Origin of the sequence: Thalassobaculum sp. OXR-137 (assembly GCF_034377285.1) — a bacterium.
GTDB lineage: Bacteria > Pseudomonadota > Alphaproteobacteria > Thalassobaculales > Thalassobaculaceae > Thalassobaculum.
The window spans coordinates 4,982,087-4,995,000 of the sequence record NZ_CP139715.1; the positions used below are offsets into that span (position 1 = coordinate 4,982,087).

At 58.0% G+C, this 12,914-nt stretch carries 12 protein-coding genes (1 of these 12 cut by a window edge); 5 read left to right on the plus strand and 7 right to left on the minus strand.

What is annotated here, in order from left to right; genetic code table 11:
• Positions 1-16: 16 nt before the first annotated feature.
• Entirely contained in the window at positions 17-379 is a 363-nt protein-coding gene (locus tag T8K17_RS23065; RefSeq protein WP_322332072.1) for a DUF2958 domain-containing protein, read from the minus strand.
• Complete coding sequence (locus T8K17_RS23070) at positions 376-603, minus strand: hypothetical protein (protein ID WP_322332073.1); 228 nt, start codon at positions 601-603, stop codon at positions 376-378. Before T8K17_RS23070 ends, T8K17_RS23065 begins: the two co-directional genes overlap by 4 nt.
• Before the next feature lie 478 nt (positions 604-1,081).
• On the opposite strand from T8K17_RS23070, the gene T8K17_RS23075 reads away from it, so the two are divergent.
• A complete protein-coding gene (locus T8K17_RS23075) occupies positions 1,082-2,278 on the plus strand; it encodes a DUF3644 domain-containing protein (protein WP_322332074.1) in 1,197 nt (398 codons plus the stop codon).
• Between the two features lie 251 nt (positions 2,279-2,529).
• Here T8K17_RS23075 and T8K17_RS23080 read toward each other — a convergent pair whose 3' ends face one another.
• The 4 genes from T8K17_RS23080 to istA all read right to left on the minus strand — a co-directional run bounded on the left by T8K17_RS23080 (position 2,530) and on the right by istA (position 7,739).
• A complete protein-coding gene (locus T8K17_RS23080; protein WP_322332075.1) occupies positions 2,530-4,491 on the minus strand; it encodes an AAA family ATPase in 1,962 nt (653 codons plus the stop codon).
• Positions 4,492-4,689: 198 nt separating this feature from the next.
• The gene (locus T8K17_RS23085; protein WP_322332076.1) at positions 4,690-5,547 is read right to left on the minus strand and encodes an ArdC family protein; all 858 of its coding nucleotides are present in this window, start codon (positions 5,545-5,547) and stop codon (positions 4,690-4,692) included.
• Positions 5,548-5,601: 54 nt separating this feature from the next.
• The gene (istB, locus tag T8K17_RS23090; RefSeq protein WP_028793182.1) at positions 5,602-6,474 is read right to left on the minus strand and encodes an IS21-like element helper ATPase IstB; all 873 of its coding nucleotides are present in this window, start codon (positions 6,472-6,474) and stop codon (positions 5,602-5,604) included.
• Positions 6,471-7,739 carry an IS21 family transposase gene (gene istA, locus T8K17_RS23095; protein WP_028793183.1) on the minus strand — a complete coding sequence of 423 codons (1,269 nt, stop codon included), beginning with the start codon at positions 7,737-7,739 and terminating at the stop codon, positions 6,471-6,473. The genes istB and istA overlap by 4 nt, the downstream gene beginning before the upstream one ends.
• A gap of 725 nt (positions 7,740-8,464) precedes the next feature.
• Here istA and T8K17_RS23100 point away from each other — a divergent pair.
• Together T8K17_RS23100 and T8K17_RS23105 are read left to right on the plus strand one after the other, a co-directional pair.
• Positions 8,465-10,483 carry a type IV secretory system conjugative DNA transfer family protein gene (locus tag T8K17_RS23100; protein ID WP_322332077.1) on the plus strand — a complete coding sequence of 673 codons (2,019 nt, stop codon included), beginning with the start codon at positions 8,465-8,467 and terminating at the stop codon, positions 10,481-10,483.
• A 77-nt stretch (positions 10,484-10,560) separates the two neighbouring features.
• Positions 10,561-10,707, plus strand: coding sequence for a hypothetical protein (locus T8K17_RS23105; protein ID WP_322332078.1), 147 nt, complete (start codon positions 10,561-10,563; stop codon positions 10,705-10,707).
• Positions 10,708-11,046: 339 nt separating this feature from the next.
• Here the strand turns inward: T8K17_RS23105 and T8K17_RS23110 are convergent, their stop codons facing one another.
• Positions 11,047-12,147 (minus strand): replication initiator protein A, encoded by a 1,101-nt coding sequence (locus tag T8K17_RS23110; RefSeq protein ID WP_322332079.1) that lies wholly within the window; start codon positions 12,145-12,147, stop codon positions 11,047-11,049.
• 60 nt (positions 12,148-12,207) lie between these two features.
• Between T8K17_RS23110 and T8K17_RS23115 the strand changes: the two genes are divergently transcribed.
• Positions 12,208-12,873 carry a ParA family protein gene (locus T8K17_RS23115; protein WP_322332080.1) on the plus strand — a complete coding sequence of 222 codons (666 nt, stop codon included), beginning with the start codon at positions 12,208-12,210 and terminating at the stop codon, positions 12,871-12,873.
• 1 nt (position 12,874) lies between these two features.
• On the plus strand, positions 12,875-12,914 hold the start of the coding sequence (locus T8K17_RS23120; RefSeq protein ID WP_322332081.1) for a hypothetical protein. Its footprint extends 188 nt past the window's final position; only the first 40 of its 228 coding nucleotides appear in the window; its start codon is at positions 12,875-12,877; its stop codon lies beyond the right edge, outside the window.

Consider the following 12,914-nt stretch of genomic DNA (forward strand, 5'->3'; position numbering starts at 1 on the left):
AGGGCGGGGGCATGGGTCAGGCGACGATGCGCCCCTTGTCGGAAGCCTCGGCGGCATAGGCCGTCAGGCTCTTGGTTGGCTTGAAATGGCGGTCACGCTCGATGGTCAGCCCTGCGGGGCCGCGCACGGCGGCAAGCTCCGACAGGCGCACGCTGCCAAGCTCTGGGCATCCGAAACCAAGGTCACAAAGCCCGAAGGCAATGTCCTCGTCTTCGGGGTCGAGTTCGGACAACAGCCACGTTGCCGCTCCCCATGGGCAGAACAGCTTGACCACAGGCCAGAAGTCCTGGGTGTTGCCATCGTCTGCCATGCGTTCGGCATTGGCTTTGCCATTCTTCAGCATGCGAGCATGCTGGTCGGATAGGAGAAGCGTGCTCATTGTCCCGCCTCCCGTCCGTCATGGTCGGAAAGCTGCATGCTGTCCGTCACCGAGACGAACAGCGGGCGGATGGTGAAATCCTCCCCGTCCCTGTTCACGGCACAGATAGCGGCGGCGGGTGCGCCGTCCGCAAAGCAGCTGAACAAGGCAAAGTTGGAATAATCCCCGCTCGTCAGCGCCTCAAAGGCGCTGCGATGTTCTGGGGTGATATTGGTTTGGCTCATGTCGGTTTGTCCTTCCGTCGAGTTGTTCAATTCTGCGAAGGACACCCACGCCCCGCGCATGAACCTCTGCCCAGCGGCGAGCGACGACGAAGAACCAGTGACTGAATTGAGAACAGGCGTTCAGGCGGCGAAGCGCCGACATCCGAAGGGCTCCAAGAGAGCCGCGCCGCAAAGCGGCGGCATCCGGCCAACACGGGAGCGAAGCGAATGGAGCGGGCAGGCCGGACGGCGACCTTGGGAAAGACCGGCGGGGTCGGCACAAGCTGGACAGAGAGGTTTCAAGCGCGAAGCGCGACCCAACAGGTCAACGCCGTCCCGAAGGGACGACATTATGGGGCGTTGCGGGCACTCCCGCTAGAAAGGGGTGCGCCGAAGACCTCGGGCTGAGGCCAGGGGAAAGGCTTTTCCCCCTGATGAATCCCGTTACACTGGTACACGGCGATCAGTTGAGCCGATTCAAGCTAAGTTCAGGGATAATATGCCAGCCAGAAAACGGGGTAATACGCTCGAAAAATGGGAAATCGCCCTGATCAAGGCGATGTTGAATCGCGGCGGTTACAACGACCAGGACATATTGGCGTATTTCACCCGTCCAACACGTTCGATCAACCATGCGCGGATCGCAGAAATCCGTACCGGGGCCAAGTTCAAGGCCCTCAAGGCGGCGTCCCCGGACGAGCTGGATGATTTTCTGATCAATTGGCCGGATGTGGACGCTGAAACAGGTCTCAGTCTCCGGGGTGACGAGCTGCTTATCAAGGCACGAGAGGCGATGATCGCTGCGGTACATACCTTCAACGGTGCGGGGCTTACTTTTCGGGCAGAACTTTTCATCGTCACCAGCATCATCGGCTGGACCTATCTCATGCACGCCTGGTTCCGGCGTGAGGGCATCGACTACCGGTATCGAAACGCCGACGGCACAATCAAGAAAACGAAACAAGGGGCGGAGTGCTATTGGGAGTTGGGCAAATGCCTGCGTCATGCGCGCTGCCCGGTTCCCCGTGGCGTGGTGAAGAACCTCGACTTCGTGCTGGAGCTACGCCATGAGATCGAACACCGGTCAACGAACCGGATCGACGAGGCGGTCAGCGCCAAGCTGCAAGCCTGCTGCCTGAATTTCAATGATGCCATCAAGACGTTGTTCGGCTCCCAATATGGATTGGAACGGCGACTACCGATTGCGCTTCAGTTCGTGACCTTCGCTGCTGACCAGCGAGCGGTGCTTAAGAAGGGCAGTAATCTGCCGGGACACATTGAGACTTTTATCGATGCTTTTGAGCACGGTTTGACCGAAGCAGAGTACGTGGACCCGGCCTATCGCTATCGGGTCGCATTCGTACCGATTGCCGGAAACCGCGCGTCAAGTGCGGATACGGCAGTCGAGTTCGTCAAGGGCGACTCCGATGAAGGCCAAGAGATCAACCGCGTTCTTCTCAAGGAAGTGGACAAACGCCGATATACGGCCAAACAGGTTTGGGAAATGATGCAAGCTGAAGGCTTCCCGAAGTTCAATCAGCAAGCTCACACGGCACTCTGGAAAGAATTGGACGCCAAGAACCCTGCGCACGGCTATGGCCGCGATGGCGACTACAAGGGCACTTGGGTCTGGTACGATAAATGGATTGAGCGAGTCCGTGCCCACTGTCAGGAGCAAGGCGAACGCTACAAGTGAGGAAGTGAGGCCGCCTAAGCGGCGGCCTCGGTGACGTCGGCGGCTTGCAACCCTGCCAGAAAGACAGCCGCCTTGGCGGCCTCACTGGCGGTGAAGATGCCTTCAGAGCCGTCAACCAATTGTCAGGTAGGCGGCGCCCCACATTAAAGGGCGCTACGGGGTGCAATCCCGTTCGAAGGGGTGACGGAAACCGCCGAAGGCGGTTGCAGGCAGGGGACGGCGTTCCCCTCATTTAATCCTATGCAAACAACCTATGTGAGCATCTGATTGTAAACAGCAAACACCTTCTCCGCCCGCTCCAGTGTTTCAAGCACCTCAGCGTTGTCGCCGTCGAGCATTTGTGGATTGCGGATCAACCAATCCGAAGGGCGGTAGTGACTATACTCGGGCATGTCGGCAGGTAGTAGCCGGAAGTAGGCTTCGGCTTGCTTCACCTGACGCGGGGCACCTTCCGCAGCGGCGAGTTTTGCGGCTGTGACGGCATGCTTACCTTTCAGATCGTAGCATCCATTGATAATCTTACAGAAGAGTTCCGGATGCATAAGATCCTCAACATCCGCCTCAGACTGGTCGAGCAATTCAGCGATCGTGTGAAGACGTTCAGCGGCAAGAACTTCGCTTCGGCGCAAACGTTCAATTTTGCCCTTGTCGCCTTGTCCTTGGTCAGAGAGGACGGCCACATTTAGGTGGTTACCATGAAAGAGCGACACAAAGGGCCTCACGTTGTCGATGCCGCCTGCAGGACACATGGTCCATTTGGGATTAAGACCCTGTCTTCCCCGTCGTTCAAGTTCATTTGAGAAGGCTTGCAGATAGAGGATATCCGACGGCCCCTCGACCAACAGGCTATTCTCGCCGACGAAAAGCGATTGCGTAACGGAATAACCAAGCGCCCCTTGCAACGGAAACAACGTATCCTTGTCCGTACTCATGACATCTTCGGTTATTCTTGTTCCGAGTGATTGCGGGCGGGCGGGCTCTTTCAGGTCAACGACATCCTCGACGACGCGACAGTCAGCCAGCCTCTTGGGCGGGACCATGAACGGAGAGTGAGTTGAGAAAATCACCTGATGGGTAGGCAGAAGCTTTTCCTCAATGTAGCGAAGCAGGTCTTCCTGAGCTTTTCCGTGCAGCGTTAATCCCGGCTCATCAAGAAGAATAATCACATTGTCGGTTGTTCGGCGCATCATGGCGAACTGAACGAGGAAAGAGAAAAACCAGACGAAACCTGCACTTCGCTCCGAAAATGGAACGCTTGCCCGATGGAGTTGATTATAAACACGTGCTCGCGCTACAGCGCCTGCGTTAAAGGGGGGCTTATCTTGCGGCCTGCCCTCATTCAGCTCAACTTTGACCTCCAGATATTTGTTCTGTGACCAATACTGAAATATCTGGTCGGTAATGTCGGCTGACGCGGCTTCGCACTTGGCGTTCAATTCTTCATATCGTGGAGACTGGTTCAATTCGTCCAAATCGGTTCCGGCGAGCCGCAGGAAGTTCATGAATATCTCATCGCCCGGTTCAATCTTATTATTTTGCTTATCTTGCGCAATTTGCTGTGCCGAAATTTGACCGCTCATCCGGTCATAATGTGATGTATAGAAAAACGTAGGAACCAGGTCAGAAATCAGATCAATGCCACGAAGGTTGATCGACTGATCCCGATAGTCCGAGAACCGCTTGGATAATGCAGCCAGTTTTTCAGATTTTTCCTCATGCCCGGCTATGGCGGCAATCAAAGCTGCTGAAGTTTCTGCCTTTTCGACAACCTTCTTCTCTGCGGCGTTCAAACGCTGGGCTGCAACAGCATTGGCAATTGCTATTTTTGCAGAAATTGGTACCGACCATGATGTGCCTTCTTGGTTGTATCGCTTGCTGATCTTGAATTCGCGGGAAGTGATGGCGTCTTCACCGAATTCATCCGCCAGACGCTCGAAACCCTTATCAGACAGCTGCCACCACGTTTCGACGACGACCGCATCTTCATCGGAATGGCGCTCTTTGTAGCGAGTAGCAAACCGACGAGGATAATCCTCGGTCACGTCAAATTTTGTTTGAGGCGCACCAAAAGGGCGGATGGATTGTAGAGCCGATAGAGTGGCGGTCTTCCCAGCTTCGTTTTTACCGACAAGGCAGCACAGTTCCCCGACGGAAATCTTTCCCGTATCAAGAATCGACTTGAAGTTCTGTATTCTGATATGGGTCAGTTTCATGTCATTGTCCTGCATCTATTACAACTAAAGCAGAGTACAACAAGTAACTGCACTCAACAACAATTTGCCCCTCGGTGTACTCCGCATACTGCATGCCGAGTCCCAAAGATAAGGACTTGCGTGATCAGCGAACGCCAACACGACTCTCGCATGACGTCGGCAGAATGCCCGTAGGACGAATAATCGTAAAGAGGCCGCCTAAGCGGCGGCCTCGGTAACCTCAGTGGCTTGCAGTCCCGCCAGATAGTCGGTCGCCTTGGCGGCCTGACTGGCGGCGGTGAAGATGGCCTTCTTGTCGGCCTTGAGAACCTTCAGCCAGTTGTCGATGTAGGCCGCATGGTCGTGACGCGGCTCCAGCGTGATCCCAAGATCAGCGCAGAGGAAGGCAGCGCCCAGTTCCGCCACGAGCTCTTCGACGACGTAGGCGTCATCGCCGAAGCGCTTGCCGAACTCACGGTCGCAGCGTTTGGCACTGCCGGTCCAATGGGTTAGCTCATGAAGCAGCGTGCCGTAATAGCTCTCGGTCGCCGTGCTGGTTTCCGTGCCCATGAAGCGCTCGCGCTCCGGCATCTGGATAAAGTCATCCGGGAAGCGGTAGAAGGCGCGGTTGCCACCGTGGCGGATATCGGCACCCGTGGCTGCGATGAAGGCTTCGGCTGCATCGTGGATTTGCGCCGGGTCTTTCGGTTCCGGCAAGGGCGGTGCTTCGAACCCGTCCACCTGGTCGGCATTGAAGACGTAGCTGGCGCGGGCCATAAGGCGTTTGCCTGCCTCGGTGTCGCCGTCGTCTTTCTGCTCTTCCACGTTGAACTCTTTGTAGAAGACCACGAGGCTGGATTTCTCGCCCTTGCGGACCTGACAGCCCTTGTTCTGCCATTGGCGATAGGTGCCCCAGGTTCCGGTCGAGAAGCCGCGTGCTTGGGCTGAGGCCCAGAGGCTGACGACATTGATCCCGCGATAGGCGTTGGTGGTGTCGATGTTGACGGGGCGGTTCAAGCCTTGGCCTGAGCGGTGCCAGGGCATCTGCCAGTCACCGGCTCCGGCTTCGATTGTCAATGCCGCCCGTAATTTCCCCAGAAGCGCCGAAGTAAATTTCCCCAGTTTCGCCGGTCAGGTTGTCGCGGTGATGTGGTCGTTTTTGGGCGGCCGTCCCCTTGGCCGTCGTAGCGGTGCTGGGGTCGGCGGTGTGATGGTAGCCTTGGAGCGGACGTGCTCGGGCATGAGGTCGGCGTGCTGGCGCAACCGGTAGCTGGAGCCTTCGATCTGGATGACCAGAGCATGATGCAGCAGGCGGTCGAGGAGTGCGGTGGCGACGACCGGGTCTCCGAACACCTCGCCCCATTCGGCAAAGCCGCGGTTGGAGGTCAGGACCATCGCACCACGCTCGTATCGGGCGTTGACCAGCTGGAAGAACAGGTTGCCACCCCCAGGAACGACGGGCAGGTAGCCGATCTCGTCAACGATCAGCAGAGCCGGTCGACAGAAGAAGCGTATGCGTTCCGTCAGCCGTCCCTCGCGCTCGGCGCGGGCGAGTTGCCCGAGCAGGTCGGCGAGTGTGCAAAAGTAGACACTGCGCCCTGCCTTCACCGCCTCGACGCCGAGGGCGATGGCCAGATGGCTCTTGCCGGTGCCGGGCGGGCCGAGGAAGTGGACGACCTCGCAGCGACCGATAAAGCCGAGTTGTGCGAGGGTGAGGATACGATCGCGGTCGAGCGACGGCTGGAAGGAGAAGTCGAACCCTGAGAGCGTCTTGATGGTCGCCAGTCGGCCCATGCGCAGGGCCGTCTTGATGCGGCTGTTCTCGCGCAGGGTCAGTTCCTCGGCGAGCAGCATGTCGATGGCCTCCAGAGCACCGATCTCCCCGTGCTCGAGGCGGCGCACGACCTGATCGAGGGCTTCCAGGGCGCGTGGCATTTTCAGACCGACCAGATCGTGGCGGATCCGCTCCAGGGTCGACGGGGTCAGATCACCTGGAGCGCTCATGACCGGCACTCCCGGGCAAGACGGCGAGCGACAGCGTCGTAGAACTCCAGGGAGCGCTGAGCGACCACGTCGCCGGTTCGGCTGACGACCACATCTCCGTCGGCTCCACGTCTTCGTCCTGTGGAGCCCCCTCCTTTTCGGTGTCCAGGAGCCACCCGGCGCTGGTGGCGGCCTTCCAGGACCGGATGGGTCGCGATCAACGTGCCGTCCTCGAAGATCCTGATCTCCTGGGCGAGCGTGTGCACCTCGACCGTGCGCCGCCGGGTGGCATCCGGAACGCTGTAGAAGTTGCCACCGACGCTTACCATCCCTTCCCGGGAGATCCGTCGCTCCAGACGTAGTACGGAGCGGAACGGCGCCAGAGGCAGAACCAGCAGGTGCGGCTTCTCCTCGGCGAACGCCTCGTTCACGACCCGCCGGGTTGTGGCATGCACCCTGGGATTGGCGACACTGTCCAGCCAGCGCCGCAGCTGCTCGTTCAGATCGTCCAGGTTGCGGAACGAACGGGCCAAGAAGAAGTCCTCGCGGATGTATCGGAACGGCCGCTCGACCTTGCCCTTGGTCTTGGCCCGGTAGGGCTGGCACGCGCGCGGGTGGAAGCCATAGTGGCGGGCCAGATCCACAAGGGCCCTGTTGTAGACGATGCCGCGCGGCTCCCCGTCAGCAGCTTCGCCGATCACCGCCGTCTTCATGCGGTCGTAGAGAAGCTCGCGTGGCACGCCGCCGATCGCGTCGAAGGCGGCGACGTGGCAGCGCAGCACTGTCGCTAGGTCCTGATGGGCGACGAACCGTGCCCAGATCAGGCGGCTATGCCCCAGGACCAGCGAGAACAGCCACACGATCCGCGGCTGTTCCGGCTCATCGGTGAACACCACCTGGAACTGAGCAAAGTCGACCTGTCCTTGCTGACCGGGAGGTGTCTCGAAGCGGATCTCATAACCCGGTGTCGGCGCGGGACGGATATCACGCAGATAATCCGTCACCGCCGTATAGCCGCCGCTATAGCCGAGGTCCCGCAATTCTCGCAGCAGCCGGGCGCCGGTCAGGCCAGGCCACGTCATCACGCGTTCGCGCAGATAGGGGGTGTACGGATCCAGCAGACGTGACCGTGGCCTGCGTGGGCCATAGCTCGGTGGCTCCAGGCCGCGCTCGATGTAGCGACGAACGGTCTTGCGGTCGAACCCGCTCTCCCGTGCGATCGCCGATATAGACAGCCCCTGCCGATGCAGTTCCAAGATCATGAGCATCTCTCCCAGTTTGATCACCGCCGAACTCCTCTCGCCGACCGAGAGGAGCATCGGCAACTCGCCGCCGCCGGTCATCCGGGGCGCGCCCCGGATGACCGGCGACACGCCAACTGGGGAATTTTCAAACGGCGGTTCTGGGGAGATTCACTCCGGTATCAACATCGATGGCGGTGATGATGGTGTTGGTCACTTGGGTGTAAACGTCTTGGCGTTCGGTCTTCATGGTCTCTCTCCTTGTCTTTGCGGGCCGCGCCCATCGCGGCCGTCCGATGGCGACCGGAAAGGCAGGGGCAAAGACGAGCGGCGCACCCGACACGGGCCGGAGAGAATCGAAGGACGGAGAGCGGGCTGTTTCTTGCCTCGCGAGGAAGGCTTCAGCCGGGGAAGAAACTGACCGGGAACCGTTGCGCCGCACGGCGTCCCTGCCAGGTCAAGCCAGATATGAGGACGGCTCGTGGGCAGCGGTCAGCGACAAGGGCAAGAGTGGCCAGAAGATCAACCCGTAGACGCGGCCCCAAAACGACAACGACCCCGCGATAGAGGACGGGGCCGTGCTTCAGAGATTGATGCACTGGCGCGCGCATCGAAGACTTATGGACTGCGCCAAAATGCGGCACCTGACAGCCAAAACGCAGGGTACCGACTGCCACGGGGCAAGCAGCCACAAAATCTAGGCAAACGGCGCAAACCGGGCTAGAAATGCCAGATGGAATCCGTATTTGAGGCTGCAAGGGCAATCGTGGATGGTCTTCGGAAAACTGTTCGGACGTGGAGGGAATGAGAAGAAGCCACGTCGGCAGAGCGAGGATGATCATTACCGTGCTTGGCGGCAGAGCCTCGACCCCGAGTGGAACGAGGTTCTCAACATTGTCTTCAGATCGGAAGACGTTGACCGGGTCTTCAAATCGAGCCTTCAGGTAGCTCTCAGCAACAGCGATCTCGATGAGGCCCGCCGCCTGCTCCGCTTGCACATCATGCCGTGCCTGCCGGCGCACATCCGAGACCAGATCAAGCATGCCGGGCAGCATCAATCCTGGGCAAACATCAATGACCTTCAGGCTGCCGGGGCGTCCTTTGCACCCGACAAGGTACCGCCCGATGCCTTGAATCTCGGCTGGGTCGAAACCGGTGACGACGGCATGGTGCAGGTGCGCTTTCAGGGGGAAGGCCACCTGCTGACCGTCGCCCCCACGGGGGCGGGTAAGGGCCGACGGTTCATCCTGCGCAATCTGCTGAAGTATGAAGGCCCCGTGGTGGTGTTCGACCCCAAGGGCGAAAACTATAAAGAGACAGCGTGGCGGCGCAGCCTGTATGGCCAGGTGTTCAAGTGGGCTCCGGGGGAAACCGGTTCCGACTGCTACAATCCCATGGACTTCGTCGAAACGCTGGACGATGCACGGGTGCTCGCCGACCTGCTCATTGTGCGGATGAGCGCCGGGGAGTTCTGGGACGAGTCCGCAACCGATCTGCTCACCGGCCTGATCAGCTATGTGAAGCAGACCAAACCGCCCGAGCGCCAGAATTTGCGCCAGGTCATCAGTGAGTTGTCAGGTTCGGAAGACGACTTCAAGGCCATGCTCGTAACCCTGCGGGCGACGAAGCGGCGGGACAATGTTGAGCTTGCCAATGTGCTTGAACAGCAATTTGACAAGATGCGCACGTCAATATCACAAACTTTGCGGACGCACCTATCGGCATGGAAGCAGGAAAATGTGGTCAGGACCACGTCCACCACAACGCCGGGCTTCTCGATGGCGGATATTGTCGGAAACGACTACAACGGCGCCCAGTTCGCCGCCATGGAAGAACGAGCACCGGGCTGGCAGCACATTGGCGAAAGCGGCCTCGCCAGAGGCGCGGCGGCGTCGGTATTCATTTCCGTGCAAAGCCACGAAATCCCGACTATGCGTTCCGTGCTCAGGGTCATTCTCGGGCAGATGCTGAACGAGTCGATCAAGGCACGGGCCGCGATCGACAAGGCGATGGCGGATGAAGAGGACCTGCCCAAGCGCTTCCCGCACTGGCCGGTCATGTATCTCTTCGATGAGCTGCCGCAGTTGGGTTACATGCCCCTGATCGAAAACGCCGTGGCGATTGCGCGGGGCTACAATATCCGCCTTTGGCTGTTTACCCAGGATCTGGCGCAGCTGAGTGAGGTCTATCCCAAGTGGCGCAGCATCGTCGCCAACTGCCGCAGCCAGATATACTTCAAGCCCAACGACAAGACGACCGCCGAGGAAATCGCAGACCGACTTGGCCGCCGCAAGGATATCTGGGGCGGCGAGGATTGGGTGGCCTCACCACAACGTCTGATGAGCCGGGAGTTCTGGGAGGATGCCGTCATTTTTCAGGACGGGCTGGCCATACGGGCGCATCTTCACAAACTCTTCGGTGCCGACCAGAGACTTGAAGAGTGGATGGAAGAGCAGAAGGCCGCCTTTGGCGATACGGTTCATCGGGCACCCCCGGCACCCGAACCGCCTGACCTGACCTTCATCGACGAAATAGAGCCTGAGGCGGAAACCGCGCCCGCAATCGCACAACCCTCAATAAAGAAAAGCCCCCTAAAGGGGGGTGCCGACGGTCAGGAAGATACGGAATACAAAGGCGAATACGCCGCCCTTCGGGACAAGGCGAAAGCCAGAAAAGAGAACGAAAAGAACAAGGCTTCTCCAGAGCCCTCAAAAGGGCCGCCTGAGACGCCCGTAGAATCATCCGACGATCCAAAGGGCAGACCTATGCCCCCGACGTTCGACGAATGACCTGAGACGCCGCCTATTGCGTCTCACCCCCTTCATAGCCCCTTGCCAAGGGTGCAACGCAAGCAGGAGTAAGTTGAATGGAAATTCTGAACTGGATATTCAAAGAGAACCTTGGCCTCTCGATCATGATTGTTGTTGGGGCGGTCATCGCCATCAATCTGATCTTCTGGAAAACGAACAAAAAGGCGTTCGACGCCGAGAAAAACAAGCGACGCGACAGGTAGGTTTAGAAGGTCATCAAATAACACCGGTACCGTTTATGCGTGTCGAAACCCGCCTGGGCAGACTTATCCACAGGCGGGCACAGTGGGGCCGTGTTTTTATATGTTTTATATAAGTTTTAATAAGTTTTAGGCGGCGAAACGCACGCGAAAGGCAACGTGAGCGCGGCTTTCCAAAAGTCCCCGGTTCTTAAAGTACGGGTTTGGGTTCCTAATGTACGGCGCAGGGTTCTTAAAGTACGGGTTTGGGTTCCTAATGTACGGGCTATCCACAGGGCGATGTCGGTCGAGATACGCCAACCTACGTGACAAAGAAAAGCCCACCTTATGGGCGGGCGGTTCTTAATGTACGGCACTATTGAATGCAGCGGCCTCTCCAAGCGGTGGCGCCTGTTCAGGGATCGCCGCGCGGTGCGTCATGGTCAGGATGGGTTGTCCATCAACGCCTTTTTCTTCCTTCAGATCATATTCAGGAAGATCGTTGGCTTTTATCAGCTGACGGATTGCCCAAGTGGTTTTCTTGGTAGTTCCGCTGCTACCACTGCGCTCATGAATGATCGCAAAGCTGTACCGTGCCGCCCCGCTACCTGCGGCCTTGCGTGCCAGCCTGTAAACGAAACGGGCAAGTCCACCATCTATCAGAAAGTAGTCAGGGTGTACGGTCAGGATTTCAGGACGCTGATGGTTGACGACACCCTTGTAAATCCAGTCCGGGATTGTGACCGAAACGGCGGCAATGTTCGGCTGGCCTTTCTGGTTGGGGCGCTTTTCGGTATAGCTCAACACACTCCACTCATCGACCAACCGGAAGCCACCTGCGGCCGCCCTTAGTTTGCTCTTTACGCTGTGGTTGTTGATGGTGATGACCGTTGATGACAGGCGTTTAAGCATCCCCTCAACAGCGGCATACTGCTTCCCGCCGTCACCAAGCCTACAGAACTTCAGCACATCGGCCGCATGGGGAGCGAATGTGCGGGAAGGCATCGGCCCACGCCCTGCCTTATGGAGCCGCATCCCCTCCGCGAGATAGGAAACACAGAACAATACAAAATCGTAGTCATAAACGGACGCCATGCCGTGTGCACCTGCCGCCACTTCGACGGTCGCATGCGGCAGCTTGTGGGTAATGATATCAGCCTTGCGCTTGTGCTTCTTACTCAATCGGAACAAGGCTAGGTCCATCAGCGAAAGACTATCCTTGATTGCAATATCCCACAGTCGGGGAACAAAGAAGTCGGGTTGGTTATCGTTGGCCGGTGCCGGGCGCAGTAAGCTCCCGCCGCTTTCTTCCTCGATAAGTGGCTGAGAGGCAATGACGTCACCTAGATTCCGTATTGCCGTCTTCAATTTGTTGTTCGAAGCCCCAGATTGCCTCGGGGACTGAGGATCATGGGAACCGTCAATCAGCGTTTCCGTTATTTCGTTCTTAAATGATTTTTTCATTTATTGTTTGCTTGCTTCAACGTTTTATTTGAAAATATGAAGATAATAATAACAATAAAATTGGTTTTCATCATGACTTTTATTATAGGCGTTGTCTCCCAAAAGGGAGGCGTCGGGAAGAGCACGCTATCCAGGCTCATTGCGCGCGAATATGCCGCCGCCAATTGGAACGTGAAAATTGCGGATCTGGATATTTCACAGGGAACCAGCTTCAATTGGCAGAGCCGACGGCTTGCCAGAGGCATATTACCCGAGATTGCGGTAGAAAGATTTGGGACGGTCGATCAGGCGTTGAAGGTCGCGGGGCACTATAATCTGCTGATTATCGACGCGCCGCCACACAGCACTTCCGGGACACTCCGTGTCGCCAAAGCGTCGAACCTGCTGATTTTGCCCACTGGCCTTGCGTTGGACGATCTGGAACCGACCGTCCTGTTGGCCCATGAACTCGTAAAGAGCGGCGTTCCCAAAGATCGCCTCGTGTTCGTGTTCACCCGCGTAGGGGATAGCGAGGCTGAGCTGCTTGAAGCCCGCAACTACCTCGCTAAAGCTGGGTACGCAGCATTGCAGCACGGCCTGCCTGAGAAGGTGGCCTATCGACGGGCAAATGACGAGGGGAAGGCATTGACGGAGACTCGCTTTGCATCTCTGAACGGTCAAGCTGACCGCCTGGCGCAAGAAATCGTCGATGCTCTCCAGCAAGTCTCTGAACCGGAGGCTGCGTGATATGGCGAAGATCCCCGCACCAAAATTGGTAACCAAGGGCA